This window comes from Halotia branconii CENA392 (genome assembly GCF_029953635.1).
GTDB classification, from domain to species: domain Bacteria; phylum Cyanobacteriota; class Cyanobacteriia; order Cyanobacteriales; family Nostocaceae; genus Halotia; species Halotia branconii.
The window spans coordinates 738,078-761,015 of the sequence record NZ_CP124543.1; the positions used below are offsets into that span (position 1 = coordinate 738,078).

General features: G+C 40.0%; 25 protein-coding genes. 10 read left to right on the plus strand and 15 right to left on the minus strand.

Features of this window, described 5'->3' with window-relative positions:
• Positions 1-554: 554 nt before the first annotated feature.
• On the plus strand, positions 555-1,178 hold the full coding sequence (locus QI031_RS03250) for a DUF4340 domain-containing protein (RefSeq protein ID WP_281483788.1): 624 nt from the start codon (positions 555-557) through the stop codon (positions 1,176-1,178).
• Positions 1,179-1,264: 86 nt separating this feature from the next.
• Here QI031_RS03250 and QI031_RS03255 read toward each other — a convergent pair whose 3' ends face one another.
• A complete protein-coding gene (locus tag QI031_RS03255) occupies positions 1,265-1,537 on the minus strand; it encodes a hypothetical protein (RefSeq protein ID WP_281483789.1) in 273 nt (90 codons plus the stop codon).
• A 276-nt stretch (positions 1,538-1,813) separates the two neighbouring features.
• Here QI031_RS03255 and purU point away from each other — a divergent pair, with 276 nt between their 5' ends.
• Entirely contained in the window at positions 1,814-2,668 is an 855-nt protein-coding gene (gene purU, locus QI031_RS03260; RefSeq protein WP_281483790.1) for a formyltetrahydrofolate deformylase, read from the plus strand.
• A 48-nt stretch (positions 2,669-2,716) separates the two neighbouring features.
• Here the strand turns inward: purU and QI031_RS03265 are convergent, their stop codons facing one another.
• From QI031_RS03265 to QI031_RS03300, 8 genes are all read right to left on the minus strand, one after another.
• Positions 2,717-3,271 carry a (2Fe-2S) ferredoxin domain-containing protein gene (locus QI031_RS03265; RefSeq protein WP_281483791.1) on the minus strand — a complete coding sequence of 185 codons (555 nt, stop codon included), beginning with the start codon at positions 3,269-3,271 and terminating at the stop codon, positions 2,717-2,719.
• A gap of 249 nt (positions 3,272-3,520) precedes the next feature.
• Positions 3,521-3,724 carry a putative nitrogen fixation protein NifT gene (gene nifT, locus QI031_RS03270; RefSeq protein WP_281483792.1) on the minus strand — a complete coding sequence of 68 codons (204 nt, stop codon included), beginning with the start codon at positions 3,722-3,724 and terminating at the stop codon, positions 3,521-3,523.
• Complete coding sequence (locus QI031_RS03275) at positions 3,699-3,986, minus strand: nitrogen fixation protein NifZ (RefSeq protein WP_281483793.1); 288 nt, start codon at positions 3,984-3,986, stop codon at positions 3,699-3,701. The genes nifT and QI031_RS03275 overlap by 26 nt, the downstream gene beginning before the upstream one ends.
• Positions 3,976-5,106, minus strand: coding sequence for a homocitrate synthase (nifV, locus tag QI031_RS03280; protein ID WP_281483794.1), 1,131 nt, complete (start codon positions 5,104-5,106; stop codon positions 3,976-3,978). The genes QI031_RS03275 and nifV overlap by 11 nt, the downstream gene beginning before the upstream one ends.
• Before the next feature lie 494 nt (positions 5,107-5,600).
• Complete coding sequence (locus QI031_RS03285; protein WP_281483795.1) at positions 5,601-5,798, minus strand: DUF2949 domain-containing protein; 198 nt, start codon at positions 5,796-5,798, stop codon at positions 5,601-5,603.
• Positions 5,799-5,965: 167 nt separating this feature from the next.
• A complete protein-coding gene (locus QI031_RS03290; RefSeq protein WP_281483796.1) occupies positions 5,966-6,211 on the minus strand; it encodes an Asr1405/Asl0597 family protein in 246 nt (81 codons plus the stop codon).
• A 60-nt stretch (positions 6,212-6,271) separates the two neighbouring features.
• Entirely contained in the window at positions 6,272-7,018 is a 747-nt protein-coding gene (gene cysE / locus QI031_RS03295; RefSeq protein WP_281483797.1) for a serine O-acetyltransferase, read from the minus strand.
• 1,079 nt (positions 7,019-8,097) lie between these two features.
• On the minus strand, positions 8,098-9,174 hold the full coding sequence (locus tag QI031_RS03300) for a PIN/TRAM domain-containing protein (RefSeq protein WP_281483798.1): 1,077 nt from the start codon (positions 9,172-9,174) through the stop codon (positions 8,098-8,100).
• 251 nt (positions 9,175-9,425) lie between these two features.
• On the opposite strand from QI031_RS03300, the gene hemW reads away from it, so the two are divergent.
• From hemW to QI031_RS03315, 3 genes are all read left to right on the plus strand, one after another.
• A complete protein-coding gene (gene hemW, locus QI031_RS03305) occupies positions 9,426-10,622 on the plus strand; it encodes a radical SAM family heme chaperone HemW (RefSeq protein ID WP_281483799.1) in 1,197 nt (398 codons plus the stop codon).
• A 290-nt stretch (positions 10,623-10,912) separates the two neighbouring features.
• Positions 10,913-11,743 (plus strand): tryptophan synthase subunit alpha, encoded by an 831-nt coding sequence (trpA, locus tag QI031_RS03310; RefSeq protein ID WP_281483800.1) that lies wholly within the window; start codon positions 10,913-10,915, stop codon positions 11,741-11,743.
• Between the two features lie 234 nt (positions 11,744-11,977).
• Positions 11,978-12,625 (plus strand): heterocyst differentiation related protein, encoded by a 648-nt coding sequence (locus QI031_RS03315; RefSeq protein WP_281483801.1) that lies wholly within the window; start codon positions 11,978-11,980, stop codon positions 12,623-12,625.
• 70 nt (positions 12,626-12,695) lie between these two features.
• On the opposite strand, the gene ureC is transcribed toward QI031_RS03315, so the two are convergent.
• The gene (ureC, locus tag QI031_RS03320) at positions 12,696-14,411 is read right to left on the minus strand and encodes an urease subunit alpha (protein ID WP_281485922.1); all 1,716 of its coding nucleotides are present in this window, start codon (positions 14,409-14,411) and stop codon (positions 12,696-12,698) included.
• 1,032 nt (positions 14,412-15,443) lie between these two features.
• Here ureC and QI031_RS03325 point away from each other — a divergent pair.
• From QI031_RS03325 to QI031_RS03335, 3 genes are all read left to right on the plus strand, one after another.
• Positions 15,444-15,581, plus strand: a complete 138-nt coding sequence (locus tag QI031_RS03325; protein WP_281483802.1) for a hypothetical protein — start codon at positions 15,444-15,446, stop codon at positions 15,579-15,581.
• Between the two features lie 170 nt (positions 15,582-15,751).
• Entirely contained in the window at positions 15,752-16,198 is a 447-nt protein-coding gene (locus QI031_RS03330) for a tellurite resistance TerB family protein (protein ID WP_281483803.1), read from the plus strand.
• Between the two features lie 170 nt (positions 16,199-16,368).
• Positions 16,369-17,721 (plus strand): UDP-N-acetylmuramoyl-tripeptide--D-alanyl-D-alanine ligase, encoded by a 1,353-nt coding sequence (locus QI031_RS03335; RefSeq protein ID WP_281483804.1) that lies wholly within the window; start codon positions 16,369-16,371, stop codon positions 17,719-17,721.
• A 40-nt stretch (positions 17,722-17,761) separates the two neighbouring features.
• Here the strand turns inward: QI031_RS03335 and QI031_RS03340 are convergent, their stop codons facing one another.
• The gene (locus tag QI031_RS03340; protein WP_281483805.1) at positions 17,762-17,938 is read right to left on the minus strand and encodes a hypothetical protein; all 177 of its coding nucleotides are present in this window, start codon (positions 17,936-17,938) and stop codon (positions 17,762-17,764) included.
• Between the two features lie 96 nt (positions 17,939-18,034).
• Here QI031_RS03340 and QI031_RS03345 point away from each other — a divergent pair, with 96 nt between their 5' ends.
• Together QI031_RS03345 and QI031_RS03350 are read left to right on the plus strand one after the other, a co-directional pair.
• Positions 18,035-18,412 carry a hypothetical protein gene (locus QI031_RS03345; RefSeq protein ID WP_281483806.1) on the plus strand — a complete coding sequence of 126 codons (378 nt, stop codon included), beginning with the start codon at positions 18,035-18,037 and terminating at the stop codon, positions 18,410-18,412.
• 30 nt (positions 18,413-18,442) lie between these two features.
• Entirely contained in the window at positions 18,443-20,971 is a 2,529-nt protein-coding gene (locus QI031_RS03350) for a caspase, EACC1-associated type (RefSeq protein ID WP_281483807.1), read from the plus strand.
• Between the two features lie 42 nt (positions 20,972-21,013).
• Here QI031_RS03350 and QI031_RS03355 read toward each other — a convergent pair whose 3' ends face one another.
• The 4 genes from QI031_RS03355 to QI031_RS03370 all read right to left on the minus strand — a co-directional run bounded on the left by QI031_RS03355 (position 21,014) and on the right by QI031_RS03370 (position 22,930).
• Positions 21,014-21,235 (minus strand): type II toxin-antitoxin system HicA family toxin, encoded by a 222-nt coding sequence (locus QI031_RS03355; RefSeq protein WP_281483808.1) that lies wholly within the window; start codon positions 21,233-21,235, stop codon positions 21,014-21,016.
• The gene (locus tag QI031_RS03360; RefSeq protein ID WP_281483809.1) at positions 21,232-21,441 is read right to left on the minus strand and encodes a type II toxin-antitoxin system HicB family antitoxin; all 210 of its coding nucleotides are present in this window, start codon (positions 21,439-21,441) and stop codon (positions 21,232-21,234) included. The genes QI031_RS03355 and QI031_RS03360 overlap by 4 nt, the downstream gene beginning before the upstream one ends.
• Before the next feature lie 105 nt (positions 21,442-21,546).
• A complete protein-coding gene (locus QI031_RS03365; RefSeq protein WP_425526004.1) occupies positions 21,547-22,257 on the minus strand; it encodes a Uma2 family endonuclease in 711 nt (236 codons plus the stop codon).
• Between the two features lie 34 nt (positions 22,258-22,291).
• Positions 22,292-22,930, minus strand: coding sequence for a Uma2 family endonuclease (locus QI031_RS03370; protein WP_281483810.1), 639 nt, complete (start codon positions 22,928-22,930; stop codon positions 22,292-22,294).
• Positions 22,931-22,938: the final 8 nt, after the last annotated feature.

Here is a 22,938-nt window from a genome sequence, read left to right on the forward strand (position 1 = left end):
AATAGGTCAACCAATAGGCAATACAGGTTTTTTACTATGATTTTGCTAATTATTATCCCTGAGTTTTACTTTGAAAAAAGTGTATTTTAGCAATAAATTTTGTTTTAAAACCTAAGTATTATTTTTGTAACATCAAGTTAATAAGTTTACGTATTTTTGAGTAAAATACATTTATTTTTATTTTAGTTATTATTAACAAATAACAAATAAAAAGGCAGATACCTATAAGCAATTATAATCAATAATTATTTTATTAATGAAAAATTGGCTTGATAAAAGTATCTTAAATTACTAAAATTTCAAATTATCGTTCTTGATTGAACTAAAATCAAAGTTGCCACTAAGTACTTAAAAAAGTGATGATGCCGAAAATATAATTGTTTTGCCAAATCATCAAAAGCGATCGCTAGCAAATATAGGCTTGATAACGCTCTTTAATCATTCTCATGAGAGAATAATAAAGGAAATTGCCGTAAACTCTTTGCTAGACTATGTTGGAGGTAAGGTAAGCAGCCGAAACTATAAAATAAATATCCCTGGTAACTGACCAAGAAATGAAATTTACACAAACTACTTTAATTTTGATATTGCTAGCGCTAGGTTTAGGTGGTTTTGTTTACTTCTACGAAATTCAAGGTGCAACTCAGCGCCAAGAAGTTAAGGAGCAAAAACAGCAAATTTTCTCTTTTGCCGCCGATGATGTGCAATCTTTAACAGTAAAAACTCAAGATATGACCATCAATCTAGAACGTAATAGCCAGTCTAGTAGCCCTAAGTGGTTGCTGAAATCTCCGGTATCAGAGCCAGCAAATGATGCTATTGTTGGATATTTGATGGATTTATTAATCAAAGGTAAGAGCGATCGCACTTTATCAATCCCAGCTAACCAGCGAGGAGAATTTAATTTAGATCAACCCTTAGCAACCATCGATATTAAGTTGAAGAATCAAGATACTCATCAGTTGATTTTAGGTAAAACTGACTTTAATAACCGTTTTTTGTATGCTCAAGCCGATTCTGCCACTCAACCAAATGGAAATACTAATTTACTGTTGGTATCTACAGATTTTAAAAATGCAGTAAACCGAGAGTTATCAGAATGGAAAGAATCTGTAGACAATGGCAATCAACTACCTTCATTAAATATTCCTCAACCAACTCCAGAAAGTATAAAATAATCAATTTTGAGAGAGATATAAACTTAATTTAATAATGTGTAAATTATTAACAGTAAATTATAAATTTACAGATTTTTTATTTTGCATCAATCGTTAGCCATCATCTCATCTGTTTGATTGATTAGTATATCAATATCTTTTTTGTGTTTTTTATGAAACTTTAATAGCTCTAAGTAAGCAAATGGTACTACTATCGGCCACAAGATAGTCATGATGATCAAAATCATCTGATAAAAAGAACGTTGTTTTGAACTCATTTCTTCATCTTGTAAAAAGAAAAACAACCATTCATTAAATAAATAGTAGCCCATCACTAAGTAGACGATTATTACTAAAGAAAACAGAAGTGCATGTAACATAATGTTTACATAAATTGTTTGTCAATTGAAGTTGAGTTTTTCTTATAAATCTCATTGACGGTAATATGAACAAATTGTATTTTATATGCCGTCCTGATACTGTAATGTTTTTTATTAATAAAATTAACGTTAACTTAAAAGGAATATTAGTAAAATTGGCTTCATCGTCAGCAGTAGGATGTCAAATTTTGATTATTCTTGTTTAAACTGGCATTTAGACTAATTTAAGAAAACTTTATTAGTAATTATACTTAATATCTGTCTTGCAACCTTAACATGATCAATCCTACCGCAACTTTGCTGATTTCTTGTCCCGATCAACGGGGATTAGTGGCGAAAATTGCCAACTTCATCTATGCTAATGGCGGTAATATTATCCATGCAGATCAGCATACAGACTTTGCTGCTGAATTATTTCTCACCCGTATTGAATGGCAATTACAAGGATTTAATTTACCGCGAGAGTTTATTGCACCTGCATTTAATGCTATTGCCCAACCTTTGGGTGCTAAATGGGAACTGCACTTTTCTGATACTGTACCACGCATTGCTATTTGGGTAAGTCGGCAAGACCATTGTCTGCTTGACTTGATTTGGCGACAACGCGCTCAAGAGTTTGCCGCTGAAATTCCTTTAATTGTCAGCAATCATTCTAATTTAAAAGCAGTAGTAGAGCAATTTGGCATCGATTACCACCATATTCCTATTACTAAAGATCATAAAGCCGAGCAAGAAACCCAACAATTAGAATTATTGCAACAGTACAAAATTGATTTGGTGATTTTAGCAAAATATATGCAAATTGTTAGTGCAGATTTTATTGCTAAATTTCCGCAAATTATTAACATTCATCACTCATTTTTACCTGCCTTTGTAGGTGCAAATCCTTACCATCGTGCATCTGAACGTGGTGTAAAAATTATTGGTGCAACGGCTCATTATGCCACTGCTGATTTAGATGCTGGCCCGATTATTGAACAAGATGTGGTACGAGTAAGTCACCGCGATGAAGTTGATGATTTGATTAGAAAAGGTAAAGATTTGGAGCGCGTTGTATTAGCTAGAGCAGTGCGTTTACACTTACAAAATCGGGTTTTGGTGTATGGAAATCGAACAGTAGTATTTGAATGATTTAAACTTTGGACGATTGCCAGTTTCTGCTCCTTGCCTCTTGTTGACTTAGCCAAGACCTAAATTATTGAGGTGAGTTTCTAGTAGTGAGGCGATCGCTTCTGGACGAACTTTCTTGTATTTCTTTTTACCTAGCTGTAAAACACAGTTAGGGGCGCTGCTGCAACGTTTTTGGCAGCCTGTTTGTTCAATGGTAACTTTGTCTAATAGACCGCGATCGCCCAAAGTTTTTTCTAATTCTGACAAAAATCCTTTACCACCCCGCTTTACACAACCTGACTTTTGACATACCAGAATCTTGGCTTCGGGCTGATCTGGTAAATCTTGAATTGGGCAAGTAGCAACTGGTGTGACTCGATAGGCCTTAAATTTAATCTCACCTGTATGTGGATTTAACTTACTGATACCACAAACACTGATTGGTTCACCAGGCACTAAAGATGAACCCAGTGGACGACGCAACTCTTTAGGTAGTTTAATTTGCACATTTCCTGATGGAATTGCTAACTGCAAGTATTTTGATTTCCCTGGTTTATCACCAATAAAACCTAAAAACTGCCCTTCAAGATTCAATTCCGATAAAGTCAGATATTTGTCACCCATTTTTAATTGTAGATTTTGAACAGTGAACAGTGAACAGTTATGATTTAGAAATTACAGCTAATCTCAGGTTTATGAACCAGATCTTGTTTTTCTCACGCAAAGACAAGCCAGTGCGTTGGGCGGGTTCCCCGACTTGTAGCAACTGGCGCGCAAAGACGCAAAGAAGAACGCAAGAATGTGGTTTGAATAAATGCAACCTGCTATAAGAGTTAGGAGTTAAGTATCATAAGTCTTAACTCATAATTCTTGTTAGGCAAGGCGTTTAGCTTCTACGGTTTGAGGTAAGTTTTCTGGTTTAGGTACTTCACGAAATTCTAATTCCCAGCCATTTGCTAAAGTCAGAATCTTTCCTGCATCTGTGTCTGTTTGTTTAACTACTTCTTCTTCTAAGTCTTTTTTAGCAACATAGACAACCAATGTACCAGCATCATTCATCCGTAGCATTACTTTCATGAGATTCCTCAACAGATTCTAGTTCTTTTTTGCGACAACCGACGACGAACCCTGTCTCTAAGAAATGCACAGCATAGATATACGAACTCTGTAGATATGTACCTATACTTGCTATGTAGCCAACATCTCCCTTGTTTGCTAAAACTGCCCCAACTTCTTGGCCAGGAAATGTACCATCGTTTTTAATCAGTTTACGAAGTCTGACTTTTTCACCAATTTCAAAAACGGGAGGTAAATCCAGTTCTAATTCATCACGTTGCATGAGAGTACCTCTGTTCTCTGACCAAATTCAATACTTCTTCGGTTGTGAGGCTGCGTTTTTTCTGTACTGACTGCTGGCGTACTGCATCTAAAATAAACTGAGTTTCTTCTGGGTTGAGAAAGATGCCGTACTGTTCTAACATGTTAGACACTGAATGCCGACCAGAATGTTTACCCATTACTAAACGTCGTTCCCAACCTACTTCTTCAGGTGTAAATGGTTCGTAAGTCAGGGGGTTTTGCAATACGCCATGAGCATGGATTCCCGACTCGTGAGCAAAAGTGTTTTCACCCACAATTGCCTTCCAAGGCGGTACTTTAGAGCCTGATGCTAAAGCCACTAATTGCGACAATTCCAACAAACGGCGAGTGTCAATACCCAAATCAATGCCATAGATGCGTTTGACTGACATCACCACTTCTTCTAAAGCAGCATTACCAGCTCTTTCGCCTAATCCGTTAACTGTGGTACTTACAGAAAAGGCTCCAGCTTTCATCCCAGCCAAGGCATTAGCTGTTGCCAAACCAAAATCATTGTGAGTGTGGATTTCTAAGGGAATTGATAAAGCTGCCACCAATCGCTTGACTTTAGCGTAGGTGCTAAATGGGTCAAGAACTCCTACAGTGTCACAAAAACGAAATCGTGATGCACCCCATTCTTGAGCATGAAGTGCTACATCCAAAAGAAAGCTTTCGTCAGCTCTAGAAGAATCTTCGCCACCAACTGCCACCCAAAGACCGCGATCGCTAGCGAAGCTGATACAATCTTTGAGTCTTTGCAAACTTACCCGCCACTGTCCATGAAATTTAGCGGCGATTTGGATACCAGAAACAGGGATAGCAATATGCACTCGCTTCAAACCACAGGCGATGGAAGCTTTGATATCTGAGATCACAGCACGATTCCAGCCCAGAAGGTTTGCTTGCAACCCCAAATTTGTAATTGCAGATATAGCGCGCATTTCTTCTTGTCCCATCGCCGGAATCCCAACTTCTAATTCGGGAACACCAATGGTATCTAGAAACTTAGCGATCGCTAATTTTTCCTCAAAGGTAAAAGCAACACCTGCTGCTTGTTCCCCATCACGTAATGTAGTGTCATTAATTAAGATTTCATTCATCTGAAATATCCCTCTGAGGAATTTTTCTTCATATTCTTTATGGATTGTGAGCCGATTATTCCGTAATTCCTAGTAGTAGTTAGTGCCTAATACAAATGTTGAATAGTGAATGGTAAATGCTCTCAACTCACACAATTAATAGTTCATCTTCATGATTCTTTAATATTACTCAACTAATAACTTCACATCTGTATGACAGCAAACCAAAAATAGGTATAATTTAGAAATTATTTTTACCCTTGCTAGGCAAAACTTTTTTTAGTAGGAGATAGCTAAAAAAGCTATTAGCAAGTCCCAAAGAAAATAAAACACAAAATCCGGCAATCAAGCTAGAAATCATTGAAGTATCCTCATATAATTGCAAGTCTTTTTTTCGGATGAGATGACAAGCGAGTAAAAGTACTAAGTAACTAAACAAAATTAATTACGCACTTATTTTCTCTGTTCCCTGTTTCCTCTCTACACAAATGAATTTAATTTTGCGCGACTACTTACTAATGCTGATTTTCTAACCAATCCAAAATTCGCTCTAGTTGTTCTAAATTAACTAGCCCATATTGCCAAAGCAGCATTGAGAGAGGCTCATGATCAAACTCACGGTGTCGCAGTGCCACAGAAATATCTGCATTTGAAAGAGCGAGTTCGTTATGTAAAAAGTTGATCAAATTGATCTCGCTATTACGAGTCACCATAATTTGGAAGTACACCTTATTTGGACTAAGAAAAAAGTAACAATTAGAAACTACCAATTTGTTTTGGTAATTTCACTGCTGAATTTCCAAATGTGTTAGGCAAACTAAATCTAAATTGTGTCTTGTTTAAAACAGGACAAATTAAGAAAATGTATTTCCTTTTTTACTTAGCACTCAGCACTATAATCCCAGCAACGCTCTAGCCATTCGACTAATTCATGGCGATGAGCCAGAAATTGTATCACTGTGCTACGGATGAGAACCGCTTCTAACAAAGTATTTACTTGTACTCGTAAAGAACCATCAGCATGACAAGAACAAGAAATTTTCAACTCTTGTAAACGGTGATAGATTCGCCAGCGATCGCTCAACGGTATCTGCAAAACTTGATCGCCTAAAGTGTTATTGGTCATTAGTTGTTAGTGGTCAGTAGTTAGTTGTCAGTTGTCAGAGATACGAATTACGAATTGATATTAGTGATTCTTGGTCATTGACTTTTGAGTGTTGAGTTTTTGTTCAAGTTGTTCAATGCGTGAAAGCAAAGAACGAATCACACTTGCTTCCAAATCAGGGAGTTTTCCGTGTTCTAAGGGACAAAGATTTGTACTTTCTTTGCGGGAGATAATTCGACCGGGAACGCCTACAACGGTAGAATCTGTAGGAACATCGCGCAAAACGATTGAACCTGCGCCAATACGAACGCGATCGCCTATTTGCAGATTACCTAAAACTTTCGCACCCGCACCCACCACAACGTTCTTACCCAAGGTTGGGTGACGCTTACCACTATCTTTGCCAGTACCGCCAAGGGTAACGCCCTGGTAAATCAGGGTAAAGTCTCCCACGATCGCAGTTTCACCAATCACCACGCCCATACCGTGGTCGATAAACACGCCTTTACCAATCTCTGCACCTGGATGAATTTCAATTCCCGTCAGAAACCGACCCCAGTGAGAAATCAGACGGGGGATGAAACTTACTCCCCGACAATGTAGCCAGTGGGCGAGACGATGCAAACATAGTGCGTGCAGTCCAGGGTAGCAAAACACCACTTCTAGCCAATTACGAGCTGCTGGATCGCGTTCAAAGATAATCTGAAAATCACTCCACAATGGCTCAAAAAAATTGCCAGAGAGTAACCTTTTCAGCAAGGATCTATTTGGAGAATCCGCAGTGATTGCAGTTTGGGAATTTTTGATACTTTTTAAGGACTGTTGCATCGATGGTGTCTGGTTGAAAGAGCCATGTGTTATTTTTCTGCTTATATCAGGTGACTCCCAACTGGACGGTACATCCAATGTCGATTGGATTTATTGAATTGATTAAGGTTGTACTCATACACCCCAAACCCTGATTTAAGGGAAATTTAAAATTTCTCTTGGGGTAGAGGTGCTAGTGTTTCCCAATAGGGGTACTAGTATTTTTAGGGTCAAGGGTTAAGAATTTATGTACTCACTCTGAATAACTTTGCCTGTAAAAGTTGCAGCGATTTAGGCAAGATATTTTGAGATATATTAAGTTGTACTCAGCTGTTTACAAATATGCAGTAGAAGAGATAACCAACTAAATATCTGTATCTTCGGTTACGATTACTATTCTATTATTTGGCAAGTTAAAAGATAGGTTTCTTTATTTTCTTTTAGTGTTTGTTGTCTGTATGTATGTACACGTTTGAAAATATAGTTATAGTTCATAAGCTATTAGAAGTATCTCACTTGAGCAAATATACAAATTAGTGAGAAAATCTCAGGCAGTACCTAAGCTCTCCGTGTAAAACATTATTCCTGAACAAGTTTTTTTTGGTAGTGTAAAGAATCAAAACTAAATGCAAATGTCCAATTAGAGAAGCACCCATGATTTTTATCGCCTCAACACTTGCAATTTTACCTGTTGAGCGAAAATGAACAGTCCTGCCCTTAATAAGGGGAAAACTGGAGAAAATCTCTCAAAGTTCCCCCTTTTTAAGGGGAGCCAGCGCCGTAGGTGGGTTGCCCGACTTGAGGCGACTGGCGTAGATTTAGGGGGATCTAGATATGTGCAACCTCACATTAAATTGGTATTAAACCTCAAAAAAATAATCGGTACACTAAACCTGCACCGATGGTTGCGCCGACGCTATGCGTAAGCACAACTTTATTGAAAGCGGTGGAAAACTCCGTCCATTCATGGGTGGTTAAATCAGTAATCAGTTAACAGTGATAACTGATTACTTCTTCTCTATACCCCATTCCCTATGCCAAAAACTTCATCCCGCAAGTGGGGTGAGGTTTTTTATTCTAATTGCACTTGACATTTTCCTTCATGCCAATGCTGAAGCTTGGGGTTTGGCAAAAATCATTCGTCCTGCTGAGGTTTGCAAAGCACTGGTGACTACTACTCGCAGTTCAGCACCTACATAGTTACTACCTTCTTCAACAACAACCATAGTGCCATCATCTAGGTAGCCGATTCCCTGACTCGGTTCTTTACCTTCTTTGAGAACCTTTAAATCCAAGTTGTCGCCAGGTAGGTAACTAGGACGCACGGCATTCACAAGGTCATTAACATTCAATACAGGTACTTTTTGCACACTAGCAACTTTGGACAAGTTGTAATCATTGGTCAGCAATGTACCATTTATTTCTTGGGCAAAGCGTACTAATTTCGCATCTACTGTGGCAATATCTTCGTAATCAACAGGGTTGATCAAAATGCGATCGCTGTAAGTTCCTTTAATGCGGTTAAGAATCTCTAGCCCACGCCTTCCCCGCACCCGCTTTTGGTCTTTACTAGCATCCGCTACTTGCTGTAATTCCTGTAAGACAAACTGTGGTACGATAATTTGCCCTTCAAGAAAACCTGTTTCTAGTAGTGCTTCAATGCGACCATCAATAATACAGCTAGTGTCTAAAACTTTGGTATTAGCGGGTTTTAGTGTTCCTTCCGCTACCATCGTCTCCACAGTGTTGGGATTAATAAACCGCAATAAGCCTCGCCCATGAGTATCTGCTAAATTCATGCCAGTGACAGCAAGTATAATACTGCCAACAACTGCTACCAGAGGCTTAATAAATCCAAAGTCTATGGGGATGGGTAGCAAAAATAGTGGGGCTAGCATTAAATTAGCTAGCAATAGCCCAATGACTAAACCCACAGCACGAGTTAAAATCATTTCCAGTGGCATTTCTCGGACTTGTGCTTCTAAGCGGCGATATGTCGTTTGAAAACTCAGTCCGATCGCACCACCAATAATAGCGGCAAAGACGGCAACAACTAAGCGTAAAGCTTCTATATTTGTTACCCGATCTAGTGAGCCATTGGGTAGTAGTTCAGTGCTGTAGAACCCTATTCCTGCTGCTGCCAGGATAAATGAGATAATGATAATAGCGTCAAGCATGGTTGTCTTGTTTTCCTGCGATTGTGTGACCCGATAAAGTCAAGTATTTTTTATTTCACTTATAAAAGAAATTAATCAATATTGACTTACACTAGGCTTTTAAGCAGGGAATATCTGCAAATATTATAACTAAAGTGTTTTCTGTTCATATTTTTCATGGTTTTGTTGTAAAACGATAAAAACTTGTAAAAAAACTATTTATTTTCACTATTTTTAATTCTTTCGTTGGATTAATTTCCTTATTTCTCGCAATGATTCAAAAAGTTAATGTTTCTAGCATTGCAAGTTCTGCTTATATACATATTCCCTTTTGCAGACGGCGGTGCTTTTATTGTGATTTTCCCGTGTTTATAGTGGGCAATCGCTCACGTGGTGAAACATCTGATACTATCTCTCAATACATTGATGTGCTATGTCAAGAAATTGCAATTACGCCAGCCTGTGGTCAACCACTAAAGACAATTTTCTTTGGTGGCGGTACTCCGTCACTGTTATCGGTAGAGCAGTTGCAACGTATAGTGAAAGCGCTCGAAAAGCGTTTTGGGATTGCTCTTGGAGTAGAAATTTCAATGGAAATAGACCCAGGCACATTTGATTTAGCACATATAGCAGGCTATCGTAGCGTGGGTGTGAACCGGGTAAGTTTAGGTGTACAAGCGTTTCAGGAAGAATTATTGCAAGTTGCTGGGCGATCGCACTCAGTTGTAGATATTCTTGCATCTGTGGAATTAATCCACCAAGTCGAGATTCCCGAATTTAGCATAGACCTAATTTCTGGGTTGCCGCATCAGTCTTTAGATCAGTGGCAAGATTCCCTAAATCAAGCAGTGACAATTGCACCAACTCATATATCTATATATGACCTAACTATTGAGCCTGGAACAGCTTTTGGTCGTTACTACAAACCCGGTGACAGTCCTTTACCCACAGATTTAACCACAGTCAAAATGTACCAAATGGGGCAGCAGATTTTGACCGATGCAGGTTATGAGCATTATGAAATTTCTAATTATGCTCAACCTGGCCATCAATGTCGGCATAATCGAGTTTATTGGAAAAATCAACCTTATTACGGCTTTGGCATGGGTGCAGCGAGTTACGTACAAGGTAAACGCTTGACTCGTCCACGTAAAACTAAAGAATATTATCAGTGGGTGCAAGATTTGATTGCGAATGGTGGGGTAATTCATTGTGAAGTGACACCACCAGATGAGATTTTGTTAGAAACCTTAATGTTGGGGCTGCGTCTAGCAGAAGGTGTGAGTTTGTCCCTTTTGGCTGAAGAATTTGGACAACAGAAGGTAAAGAAGATTCAACAGCTTTTACAGCCTTATTTTGAGAAAGGTTGGGTAACAGTTATAGACGGTAGGTTACGGTTAAGTGACCCAGAGGGATTTTTATTTTCTAATGTTGTGTTGGCAAAATTATTCAGCGGGTTGGAGGAATAAGGGACTTCCAACTAAAAAAATATCCCGTCACTGTGTAGGCAGAGGGGCAGGGAGCAGGGCGCAGAGGAAAGACAGAAAAATACGATCCCATTAAATTGGATAATTTATTTTCTGGAAGTCCCTAAAATAATTCGTAATGATGCTGCACTGTACTAATAGGCTTTCTGCCTAAGAAGTTGTAAAGTGATCATCTATGAGTCAAAAGTCAAGAATGTAGGAGTTATTGACTACTGACCACACTTCGACTACGCTCAGTGCATCGCTGACCACTGACCACCGACCACTAACAAATGACTGCAATTTCCGATCGCTTTGAAACTCTGCGACAGAATCAAGAATGTGCTTTGATTCCATTTATTACCGCTGGTGATCCAGATTTAGCAACAACAGCAGCAGCGTTGCAAATTCTAGATCGCAATGGAGCCGACATTATTGAGCTTGGTGTTCCCTATTCTGATCCTCTAGCAGATGGTCCGGTGATTCAAGCTGCTGCTACCCGCGCCTTGCAACGGGGTACAAACTTGGATCAAGTATTGGAAATGCTCCAAGCAATCACTCCCAAGTTGCGATCGCCTATTGTTCTGTTTACCTACTACAATCCAATTTTGCATCGAGGAATTGACAAATTTCTTCAGCAAATCGCCGCCGCTGGAGTGGCTGGATTGGTAGTACCCGATTTACCTTTAGAAGAAGCCGCAGGCTTGCTACAACCAGCTAGTGAAATCGGAATTGATTTAACTTTGTTGGTTGCTCCCACCAGTTCTACTCAAAGAATAGAAGCGATCGCTCGTGATTCTCAAGGATTTATCTATTTGGTGAGTGTCACAGGTGTCACTGGTATGCGATCGCAAATAGAAGCACGAGTATCAGACTTACTCAAAAAAATTCGTAGTGTTACTGATAAACCCGTCGGAGTCGGCTTTGGTATTTCCGAAGCATCACAAGCTCTACAAATGAGAGAATGGGGAGCAGATGCGGCGATCGTGGGTAGTGCTTTTGTGAAGCGTCTAGCTACCGGAACACCAGAACAGGGACTAAATGCGATCGCTGAATTTTGCCAAAGTCTCAAAACAGCCATCACAAAAACCGACAGCAGCAAAAATTCTCCTCTTGATGATTGAGAGAAAGTAGAGTAAAAAAGTATATCAGCGCAGTTTTTTTACTTTTGGCTAGTGGACAATTTGACGGATATAATCTTGAATATTAACAGCAGATAGTAGGCTATAAAAAACTAGCTGGTACGGTCGCTTATAGTTTGAGTAATTATGTGAAGTTGAGTAGGCGAAAAAAGATGAGTGTGAGAGTGAGTCAGTCACAAATGAATTTAGTTACGTCGCAGTTGAGAGGCAAAGGCGATGAGTGAGAGTATGGCGTTCATCGGCGGAGTCGCCGTAGCTGGGCTGGCGGCTCTTGTCCTACTTAAGGGCACAAATACTCCCTTACAATCGAATTTCGCTGTTCCTGGGCAAATGCCAGGGACAATGGTAGCGCCCCAAATGCAGCAACCGATATATCCTTACGGGCAATCACCATATTATGCCAACCCCCAGCCTCAGCCCCCAGCTGCTCCCAATCCCGAACAGCGCGTAGAAATGGAACGGCTGAACATGCAGTTTGAGCGTTTCAAAGCTGACAACGAGCAACTAAGAGCGCAAAATCAACAACTCCAGAGCCAATTACAGAATTACATTAATCAGCAACAGTCACAACTTGCCCAGCCCAAAGTATTACCAGAAGCGCTCCCATCTCAAGAGCCTTGGTGGTCTTCACCGATTGTCTGGGCAGTAGGAGGCGCAACTTTGACTATTGGTGGTGGCGTTGTGGTTGCTGGTGTACTGGCTTTATTCTCACCACGGCAACGTCCTAGTCGTACAGTACAAGTAATTCACCCTTACCAAGGGTCTACGCCTCCTTTAGCCCCTGTACGTCGCACTGAGTTTCTGCCTCCTTCTCATGTAGAAGCAAGACGAATTGAAACTCCACAGTACGACGAAATGCACTAAACAATAAAAAATGAGGCGATAAATTACACAGAGTCAAACTGTAACATTATCGCCTTAATGTTTTTTAGTCTTAAAACAAGAAGTACCTTTGCGCCATTGGTAAAACTGTTGCGGGTTCACAAATTAGCAACTCACCATCTGCCCTCACTTCGTAAGTTTCGGGATCAACTTCAATCTCAGGTAAAGCATCATTTAGCTTCATATTTTGTTTACTCAATTGACGTATTCCGGAAACCGCAACTGCTGACTTTTTTAAACCCAATTGGGTAGGCATGTCCCTTTCTAAAGCTGTTTGGGAAACAAAAGTTAAGGATGTGGCGTGACGCGCCCCAGCAAAACTGCCGAACATCGGACGCATATACACAGGTTGCGGTGTGGGAATACTAGCGTTAGCATCGCCCATTTGTGACCATGCAATCATGCCGCCTTTAATTACTATCTCTGGTTTCACGCCAAAAAACGCCGGCTGCCATAAACACAAATCTGCAAGTTTGCCTTCTTCTACTGAACCTACATATTGAGCAATTCCATGAGTAATTGCCGGATTAATAGTATATTTAGCAACATATCTTTTGGCTCGAAAATTGTCTGCTTTTTGCTCAGTTCCTTGTGGGTTAAGTGTTCCTCGTTGCACCTTCATTTTGTGGGATGTCTGCCAGGTGCGAATTATTACCTCACCGACTCGTCCCATCGCTTGAGAATCAGAAGCAATCATGCTAAATGCTCCTAAGTCGTGCAAAATATCTTCAGCAGCGATAGTTTCTCGGCGGATACGGGATTCGGCAAAGGCGACATCTTCAGGAATCCCCGAATCGAGGTGATGGCATACCATCAGCATATCCAGGTGTTCTTCTAAAGTGTTGACAGTATAAGGACGTGTGGGGTTAGTGGAAGATGGTAGAACGTTAATTTGGCTGCAAACTTTGATAATATCCGGCGCGTGTCCACCGCCTGCACCTTCAGTATGGTAAGTATGGATAGCACGATCTTTGAAAGCAGCGATCGTATCTTCCACAAATCCAGCTTCGTTTAGGGTGTCGGTATGGATTGCCACTTGTACATCATACTCATCGGCAACACTAAGACAAGTATCAATTGTTGCGGGTGTAGTTCCCCAGTCTTCATGCAATTTTAAACCCATTGCCCCAGCTTGCACTTGTTCCACAAGTCCTTGGGGTTGGCTGGTATTGCCTTTGCCCAAAAATCCTAAATTCACAGGAAAAGCATCAGCCGCTTGTAGCATCCGGTAAATATTCCAAGGGCCTGGGGTACAAGTAGTGGCATTCGTACCTGTAGCAGGGCCAGTACCACCGCCAATCATTGTAGTAATACCAGAAGCGATCGCCACTTCAATTTGTTGGGGGCAAATAAAATGAATGTGACTATCAATTCCGCCGGCTGTAAGAATCATGCCTTCTCCAGCTAAAGCTTCGGTTCCAGGGCCAATAATAATATCTACATTATCTTGAATATAAGGATTTCCAGCTTTACCAATTTTAAAAATCTTGCCATCTTTTATACCAATATCTGCTTTGACAATACCCCACCAATCGAGAATCAAAGCATTAGTAATGACTAAATCTACCGCACCATCGGCATTAGAAATAGGTGATTGTCCCATCCCATCCCTAATAACTTTACCGCCGCCAAATTTAACTTCATCACCGTAAGTTGTAAAGTCTTGTTCAACTTCAATAAATAATTCTGTATCAGCAAGTCGGACGCGATCGCCTACTGTTGGGCCATAAGTTTCGGCGTAGGCACGGCCATCCATTCTGTAAGGCATAATACACTCCTGGATATTGATTAAAATAATAATGTAAAGACGCGTCATGACACATCTCTACAAATTATCAATAAAACTTACGCACGAACTCTCTGAAACTCGTATTTCTCCGTGTCCTCTGTCTTGAAAAGTTTGTTACGGGGGGAACGCAAAACTTAATCCCAGCCCCCTTCCCTTTCTACGGTGTATACACAAGTTGCTTTATCAACATTGTTAATGTATCGGTTGACGTTGTGAATGCAACGACTGACATTGTTGAGGTATTAGTTGACATTGTGAATGCAACGACTCGCATTACTAATGTAACGACTGACATTGTTGATGTATTAGTTGACATTGTGAATGCAACAACTGGCATTACTAATGTAACGACCTAAATACCTTTTCAAAAGGGGAACTTTGATTCTAGTTTCCCCTTTTTTAAGGGGTAATAGCAATGCACAACTTTAGTACTGAGTTTAGCCTGAGCGTTGATTGCTGAGCGCAGTCGTAAAGCCTGCGGCATAGCTACGCTTAACGCGCAGCCTCTTTGACAAAAGAAGAGTACAGTCGAAGTAGCTGAAGGACTATTCTGGATACTCCTCGAAAAAGTGGGTTTCCCGTCGCCTTTTATTAATTTTTAAATTTCATTCTTTAATTCAGCAACGCCTAATTTCTTACGTAAATTCTCTCAAGATAAATTCTTTATATTTGAGTGATATAGGCTCTAAAAGCAGTCGAACTGTGGAAATCTTTAAATCTCAAAGTTCAATACTCTTTTTTTGAGAATGTATTTTAATTTACTAATATTTTAAGGCAAATCGCGGTGGTTTATAGTGCCTTAAATTTGACATCAAAGCTTTTGCAGTATTACCTGTAACACAATAGCGATGAATTTCATCGAATCTTCAAAAAGAAAAAGTTTAAGTAATCTTATAAAAGAGCTAAAGTTTTGTTAAGATGCTAATGCTAGGAGTTTTTTCACGGGAATTATTCAGTCAGTGCGTGAAGAAATAAAAAGTACTAGCAACACAGAGTAAAGAAGGTGAAGCAATGACCACCTATGTTTTTTTTGAAGATGCCCTCCGGATGCTTACTAATGCCTATTTGCTATCAGCAGTGTTGCTAATCGCAGCTTCGGGCATAGGTTTGGCAGTCATCGAAACGATTGAGAAAACAGGAGAACGCTAAGTTAAATCCTGGCGATGTACTTTTTGCCAAAAAGCATTGAGTGCAGGTGTTCGCTGCGAAGCCGTCCTGGGAACACTAAGCAATGAAAGTCTCACAGCGTTACAGGATTATCTGACAATCTGCACAGGTAACTGTATCGCTACTGAGACCTCAATCCAGGAGCAACTAGCATGAATTTATTAAACACAGTCCTGGGCATAGAAAACCCTGCCCCAGCACTCCTCAGTCCGGCGGAAGCTTTTGCAGCTATCACTTTGGCAACAACAGCTTCAGATGGTTATCTTTCCAATGAGCAAGCGCTTTGTATATCCTCTGTGCTTTATCGGATTAATCTTTTTAAAAGTTATACCGATGAGCTTATGAATGGGTTATTTGATAAAATCCTAGGTATTCTAAGGCAAGACGGTTTTAATTCCTTATTTAACGCAGCTAAAGAGTCTTTATCTCAAGACTTACGGGAAGCAGCTTTTGCTGTAGCCACCGACTTGATTTTAGCTGAAGGTGTTGTCACCGAAGACGAAAAAAATTTTTTAATTGATTTATCTCAAGCTTTAAGCATTTCCTCTGAAATAGCCATCCAAATCATGCAAGTGATGATGATCAAAAATCAGGGATAGATTTTAGAAATTATAATTACTACCCAACTATAAGTAACACATAAAATATAAATTAAGTAGTGCCAAAGGAGTAAAGCTTTTTTGGCACTATTCTTATTGTAATTTTGCCAAAATCTGTAAAAATATTAACTTTAATACTTTAATATCCTTTACCCCTCTTTTTTATTAATATGCCTTGGTCTGCTTCCATACCCCAACTAATTGAAGTTCTTTTATCCCATCCTGTAAACTTATCTGAAGCTGCTTTAGCACAAGTAAGTAGTGGTATCCAAACAGACAGCCGCCTTCTCAAGCCAGGTGAAGTGTTTCTAGCTTTGCGGGGTGAAAAGTTTGATGGTCACGAGTTTGTGCCTACAGCGATCGCTAAGGGTGCTATAGCTGCAATTGTCGATTTTGCCTACGAAAATCCAGGATTACCTGTATTGCAAGTAGAAAACACCTTAAAGGCATATCAACAAATCGGCAGATGGTGGCGCGATCGCTTTCATATTCCTGTGATTGGGGTGACAGGTTCTGTAGGCAAAACCACAACCAAAGAACTGATTGCGGCAGTTTTGGCAACGCAAGGATCAGTTCACAAAACTTATGGTAATTTTAACAACGAAATCGGTGTCCCTAAAACACTCCTAGAACTTGATGCCGAAGATGACTTTGCCGTGATTGAAATGGCAATGCGCGGTAGAGGGCAAATTGCCGAACTCACGCACATTGCAAACCCTACCATTGGATTGATTACCAATGTCGGCACGGCGCATATTGAGTTACTGGGTTCTGAAGTGGCGATCGCTGAGGCCAAATGTGAGTTATTAGCCGAAATGTCGAAGGATAGTGTGGCGATTCTCAATTATGACAATTCTTTGTTAATGACCACCGCCAAGAAAGTTTGGTCAGGAGAAGTTTTGACTTATGGTCTTTCTGGTGGTGATATCCAAGGGCAGTTGAGCGATAGCGAAACTATAGAAGTAGGAGGAATGCAATTGCCTTTACCCCTACCTGGCCGCCACAATGCCGCTAACTTCTTGGCAGCTTTAGCAGTAGCAAAAGTCTTGGGAATTGATTGGTCAAGCCTGAAAGATAATGTAAAAGTGGATATGCCCACGGGGCGATCACAACGGTTTACTTTGCCCAACGATGTATTAATCTTAGATGAGACATATAATGCTGCACCAGAAGCTATGCTTGCAGCTTTACAGTTATTGGCAGACACACCCGGAAAGCGCAAAATAGCCGTGTTAGGTGCAATGAAAGAATTGGGAGAGCGATCGCTCCAACTGCACCAGCAAGTAGGAGAAGCAGTACGAAATTTGCAATTAGATGGTTTATTGGTTTTGGTGGATGGACAAGATGCAGAAGCGATCGCTAAAAGTGCCGGGAGTATTCCATCGGAGTGTTTTGCTACACATGGCGAGTTGATTGCCAGATTGAAGACATACGTACAAACAGGCGATCGTTTATTATTCAAAGCTGCTCATTCAGTGGGGCTGGATCGTGTTGTTAATCAGTTTCGCTCAGAATTTCCTTAAGAAAGACAAATACAATCACCCATGTCTGGCGATCGCAATTTTAAGATCGATCGCTATTTTGGCGTTGCTGATTGAAAATATGAATTTGTCTCACGCAAAGGCGCAAAGGCGCAAAGAAAAAGAAAGGTAATTTTGGCATTTCATCTGCTGATTCAGAAACGCCGCTATTTTCATCTAGCAATCTTTCGCAAAAAGATGTAGATTTTTGATAAAACATCAGTAATTTTACCGTAATTGCTTTAATTCATGATGTAATCAATGAAGTTACAGAAAAAATCGCTCCTCAACTATTGGATACGCTAAAGAGGTAAAGATGGTCTCTAAATCTAATGTCAAACTAACGATCGCTCTTGCTAATCCAGACTTAGATCCAGAGAAACAAGAACGGGAAACGCGAAATCTCTTGCGAGAAATTAGAGACTTAGATGTAGAAAGTGCTGAACTTGTAGCAGTTACAGAAACTCCTGAAGGCGCAAGGGCATTTGGAGGTTTTTTGCTGGGGGTGTTGAAGGCAGAAGTGAGCCTAGCTAATTGTAAGAAAGTATTGGGATTTTTAGGCGATCGTTTGGGGAACAAAACCATTGAGTTGGAAGTTGAGGCTAATGGTAAGAAACTCAAAGTCAAAGCTAGCAGTAAAGAAGAGTTAAACGCCGCCATTGAACAAGCTCAAAAGTTTATCGCAGGTAATTAAGAAATTCCAGCAGTAAGGAAGAATAGCGAGATGGCGAAAGTAGCACTTCTAATAGGAGTTAGTGAGTATGAACCTGATCTTACCCCATTGCCAGCAGCAGCAAAAGATGTAGAGGCAATGCAGCGAGTTTTACAACACCCAGAGATTGGCGGTTTTGATGAGGTAAAAGTGCTGGTAAATCCTCAACGACATGAGATGGAGGAAGCGATCGAAATCTTGTTTGATAATCGTCAAACAGATGACCTCTTGCTGCTATTTTTCTCTGGTCATGGCATTAAAGATGAAAATGGTAAGCTTTACTTTGCAGCCCGTAATACCCGCAAAAATGATAAAGGAGTATTAGTTAAGGCAACAACAGTACCAGCTAGCTTTGTGCATGATGTCATGAGCAATAGTTATTCCAATCGTGAGGTAGTGATTCTCGATTGTTGCTTTAGTGGCGCGTTTGCTGAAGGTATGGCGGCTAAAGATGATGGTTTTGTGGATGTCAAGAACCAACTAGGTGGAGAAGGGCGAGCTGTTCTCACATCTTCGACTTCTACCCAATTTTCATTTGAACAACAAGGAGCAGATACCTCAACTTACACCAGCTACATAATTGAGGGGTTAGAGACTGGTGCAGCAGACCGGGATGAAGATGGTTGGATATCTGTTGATGAATTGCACGAATATGCTGCCAAGAAAGTGCAAGAAAGTACACCAGCCATGAAACCAGAGATATATCCTGTCAAAGGTGGCTTTAAAATCAAGCTTGCCCAAGCACCAAGTAATGATCCCAGACTTACATATATTCGAGAAGTTGATTATTGGGTAGAGGGTGGTAATGGTGAAATTTCCATTGCTGGTCGCGCTGCATTGGATGCACTACAAGAAACGCTAAAACTATCACCTGAAGACGCTGCTGGAATTGAAACTCAGGTTTTAGCACCTATCGAAAACAAAAAGATAAAATTGCAGCGATATGAGCTAGCGTTCCGCAACGAGATTGAACAAGGGTTTCCTCTCAGTGACCAAGCTAGTGCAGATTTGAAACGTCTTCAACAATTGTTAGGACTCAGAAATGAAGATATAGCTTTAATCGAAGTTCCGATAATTGCCGAACAGCAATCTACACCTCCGGTAGTTGTTAATTCTCAATATCACCAAAATAACAATTTTAAATACTATGTAGGAGCTTGCATTATCGGGATAATAGGAATACTTGTTGGTGGTAGTGGTACTGTAATCTACTTTTTTAAAACCAGAGAGATATCTCAACCTGTAGTTCAGCCTATAGTAAACTCCTGTACTAAAGAGACATATACTTTAAGCGACAGAATCAGCTTAGGTGAAGAAATTTTATTAAAACAAGATACGAACCCAGATAAAGAAGCTGGAGTTAAAGCATTTTTAGAAGGTAAGTGTCAAATTGCTATTGACAAGTTAAATTTATATCGTAAAGCTAACCGTCCAGATCCAGAAGCATTAATTTACTTGAATAATGCTAAGGCTCGTCAGCAAGGAGAGCGTCTTAAAATTGCCGTCAGCGTACCCATTGGTACAAATTCAAATGTAGCAAAAGAGATGTTACGCGGTGTAGCTCAAGCTCAAGATGAGGTGAATAGCAGTGGTGGCATTAATCGCAAAGTTTTAGAAGTAGCGATCGCTAATGATGATAACAATTCAAGCGAAGCCCAAAACATTGCCAAACAGTTCAGCAACGATCAAACTATTTTAGCTGTAGTGGGACACAACGCGAGCGAAGCTGCCGTACCTGCTGCATTTGAGTATAAAAGTGGGAAGCTAGTGATGCTTTCTCCGACCAGTTTTGATCAACGCCTATCTGGTCTTAGCAACTATATATTCCGTACTGTTAATACTAACAATTTAGCAAAAAGCCTTTCTGATTACAAAATCAAGATCACTGCCAAAACCAATATTGTCATTTGTGTCGATCCTGAGTCTCCTGATAATAAGTGGTTTGCAGATGAGTTTACCAAAGTCATAGAACAGGCTAATTATAAAATTAATCCTATCTCTTGTAACCTTTCTGACTCTACTCTTGATCCTAATGCTATAATTTCTCAAGCTATAGGCAGCGGAGCAGATGGTTTGTTATTGGCTCCTTATATAAACAGAATTGATAAAGCTCTAGAAATGGCACGAGTTAGTAAAGGACGGTTACAGTTATTTAGCAGTCCCACAATGTACACGCAACAAACCCTAGCGGAGGGAAAAGCCGATGTTAACGGTATGGTATTAGCTGTACCTTGGTATCCTCAAGCAATTCTTAAACATCCCTTTGCACAAGATGCTCAGAAACTTTGGGGTGGACCTGTAAATTGGCGAACAGCGACAACCTATGATGCAACCAAGGTAATAATTGCAGGTTTACAAAACAGTAATAACCGTGAGGAATTGCAAAAGACGCTGCACAGTCCAGGTTTTTCAGTCGAAGGTGCAACAGGAAAGATTCAGTTTTCACAATCAGGCGATCGCATAAACAATGACATATTTTTAATCAAAGTTCAACAAAGACTTGGCACTGATAAATATGAATTTGTGCCGCTTCAACCTTAGTTTTGCAGCTTTACTTAATAGCGATCGCATCCATTTTTTCACTCACAGCAACTCGATAAACTCATCAACACTCAACCCAACCTGTCTAATAATTGCTCGTAAAGTTCCTTTGTCTAATTCTTGATGATTTGGGACAACCACTTCAGCAAAAGGCTCGTCTCGACGTAAGATAATATGGCTTCCACGTTGCCGTAAAACGTAGAAATTACCATTTTTTAATGTTTTAATGCACTCCTGACCAGAAATTATCGGCAGCTTACTCATACATCGACCAAAACAGTTTCCAAATGATCTTCTGGAATAGGCCGATTTTCTTCTTGTAAAACCTCAATATATAGTTCTATAGCTTCCTTGATGTTGGCAATAGCTTCTATTTTCGTTTTTCCCTGACTGATACAAGCAGGTAAGCTAGGACATTCAGCCACCCAATAACCATCTTCTCCTGGATAAATTATTACTTGCCGTTTCATCTATTACTCCTACAACATATCTGGATTGTTCCCCAACTCTCTTAATCTAGCTTCCAAGCGAGCAGCTTTTTCAACAGCAGCTTGAGCTTGTGTAACTGCGGCTTCTTACCTAGCAACAGCAGCTTGTGCTTGTGCAACAGCAATTTCCGCCTGTGTAATTGCGGCTTGTGCTTGTGCAGCAGCGGCTTCTTCTGGTAACAAAACCAAATTACCAGCCATATCGTAAAACCGTAACCACACCGCTGTTTCTCTATCTATTGTTCCCTCACTCGTACCCAACCAAAAGCCTAAACGCTTACACCATAGCCATCCGCGCTCATTCGGGGTCAAAGGCTGGTACTGCTGATTATCATCTAAATGCCACCCTTTTAAAGAATTAGGATCAAAGGGGTCATAGACAAAATAATCTGAGGTGCGGAAAGTTTGTTCATAAAGATCTTTTTTAATACCCTGATCTATGGTTGCTGTAGATGGTGACATCAATTCCACAATCACATCAGGATAACGACCGTTTTCTTCCCAAACTACCCAGCCTTGTCTTGAATTATTGCCGTCAACATTAAGAACAGCAAAAAAATCTGGGCCGCGGAAATCACGGTTACGAACCTGGGCGCTGCTGTAATAAATAAACATATTGCCGCCAGTGAAGAAATCATTACGGTCAGCCCAAGCTTGTTGCAATGACCTAATCAAAACATTCATAGCAATACGGTGGCGATTTGATTCCAAGGGTTCACCATCATCAAAAATTAAATCTGTTGGTGGCATGGGGGGTTGCCATTCTACAACAGCCGCTGGATTGTTCTCAATATTCATGAGCGATCGCCTTTTTCACAAAGCCTTAAATTGACTATAAATTATTCTTTACCCAACTTCTAAAATTACGCATAGCTTGACTTCTCCCAATTGTTAAACACTGTTGAACATACTCATTAACTAATTCAATAATGGAAATATTAGGAAAATTAGGACTAAATTGCGATTTTATATATTTGCTTTCTTGTAACAAAAAAATTTCTAAACCTTGTTGTGTATATCGCCAAAGTTCAGGGACTCCCAAAATTTCATAATTCTCAAATCGAGTGCGGGAGGTAATATCAATTTCAATAGCTAAATCTGGTGGCAGATCTATATTTAAATCTATGCGATTTTTACCAATGACAGCAGCTTGATTTTGAATATAAAAACTGGTATCCGGTTCTACTGCTTGCCGCATTCGCTCATTTTTTAGGGTTGTAGAACCAAAAGGCTCAAAATCAACTTCAAGTTTGTCTAATAAAATTCTCACTAACTCGCCAAAGATTTCTTTATCTTTTTCGTGTTCTGGTAAGGGAACCATAATTTCTAACCAGCCATGACTATAAGAAATACGTGCGGCACGCTTATCTCCCATTTCTTCTAAAATATTTTCTAACTGCTGCCAACTAATATCTTTGAGCAGCATTTGTTGGCCTGGTTTGACGATAATTTGTTGTAGTTTTAAAAGCATATCGCCTC

Bases quoted from the DNA above. Each gene is read 5' to 3' on its own strand.
- QI031_RS03250 (WP_281483788.1), top strand. From the start codon at position 555: ATGAAATTTACACAAACTACTTTAATTTTGATATTGCTAGCGCTAGGT.
- QI031_RS03255 (WP_281483789.1), bottom strand. From the start codon at position 1,537: ATGTTACATGCACTTCTGTTTTCTTTAGTAATAATCGTCTACTTAGTG.
- purU (WP_281483790.1), top strand. From the start codon at position 1,814: ATGATCAATCCTACCGCAACTTTGCTGATTTCTTGTCCCGATCAACGG.
- QI031_RS03265 (WP_281483791.1), bottom strand. From the start codon at position 3,271: ATGGGTGACAAATATCTGACTTTATCGGAATTGAATCTTGAAGGGCAG.
- nifT (WP_281483792.1), bottom strand. From the start codon at position 3,724: ATGAAAGTAATGCTACGGATGAATGATGCTGGTACATTGGTTGTCTAT.
- QI031_RS03275 (WP_281483793.1), bottom strand. From the start codon at position 3,986: ATGCAACGTGATGAATTAGAACTGGATTTACCTCCCGTTTTTGAAATT.
- nifV (WP_281483794.1), bottom strand. From the start codon at position 5,106: ATGAATGAAATCTTAATTAATGACACTACATTACGTGATGGGGAACAA.
- QI031_RS03285 (WP_281483795.1), bottom strand. From the start codon at position 5,798: ATGGTGACTCGTAATAGCGAGATCAATTTGATCAACTTTTTACATAAC.
- QI031_RS03290 (WP_281483796.1), bottom strand. From the start codon at position 6,211: ATGACCAATAACACTTTAGGCGATCAAGTTTTGCAGATACCGTTGAGC.
- cysE (WP_281483797.1), bottom strand. From the start codon at position 7,018: ATGCAACAGTCCTTAAAAAGTATCAAAAATTCCCAAACTGCAATCACT.
- QI031_RS03300 (WP_281483798.1), bottom strand. From the start codon at position 9,174: ATGCTTGACGCTATTATCATTATCTCATTTATCCTGGCAGCAGCAGGA.
- hemW (WP_281483799.1), top strand. From the start codon at position 9,426: ATGATTCAAAAAGTTAATGTTTCTAGCATTGCAAGTTCTGCTTATATA.
- trpA (WP_281483800.1), top strand. From the start codon at position 10,913: ATGACTGCAATTTCCGATCGCTTTGAAACTCTGCGACAGAATCAAGAA.
- QI031_RS03315 (WP_281483801.1), top strand. From the start codon at position 11,978: ATGAGTGAGAGTATGGCGTTCATCGGCGGAGTCGCCGTAGCTGGGCTG.
- ureC (WP_281485922.1), bottom strand. From the start codon at position 14,411: ATGCCTTACAGAATGGATGGCCGTGCCTACGCCGAAACTTATGGCCCA.
- QI031_RS03325 (WP_281483802.1), top strand. From the start codon at position 15,444: ATGACCACCTATGTTTTTTTTGAAGATGCCCTCCGGATGCTTACTAAT.
- QI031_RS03330 (WP_281483803.1), top strand. From the start codon at position 15,752: ATGAATTTATTAAACACAGTCCTGGGCATAGAAAACCCTGCCCCAGCA.
- QI031_RS03335 (WP_281483804.1), top strand. From the start codon at position 16,369: ATGCCTTGGTCTGCTTCCATACCCCAACTAATTGAAGTTCTTTTATCC.
- QI031_RS03340 (WP_281483805.1), bottom strand. From the start codon at position 17,938: ATGTTTTATCAAAAATCTACATCTTTTTGCGAAAGATTGCTAGATGAA.
- QI031_RS03345 (WP_281483806.1), top strand. From the start codon at position 18,035: ATGGTCTCTAAATCTAATGTCAAACTAACGATCGCTCTTGCTAATCCA.
- QI031_RS03350 (WP_281483807.1), top strand. From the start codon at position 18,443: ATGGCGAAAGTAGCACTTCTAATAGGAGTTAGTGAGTATGAACCTGAT.
- QI031_RS03355 (WP_281483808.1), bottom strand. From the start codon at position 21,235: ATGAGTAAGCTGCCGATAATTTCTGGTCAGGAGTGCATTAAAACATTA.
- QI031_RS03360 (WP_281483809.1), bottom strand. From the start codon at position 21,441: ATGAAACGGCAAGTAATAATTTATCCAGGAGAAGATGGTTATTGGGTG.
- QI031_RS03365 (WP_425526004.1), bottom strand. From the start codon at position 22,257: ATGAATATTGAGAACAATCCAGCGGCTGTTGTAGAATGGCAACCCCCC.
- QI031_RS03370 (WP_281483810.1), bottom strand. From the start codon at position 22,930: ATGCTTTTAAAACTACAACAAATTATCGTCAAACCAGGCCAACAAATG.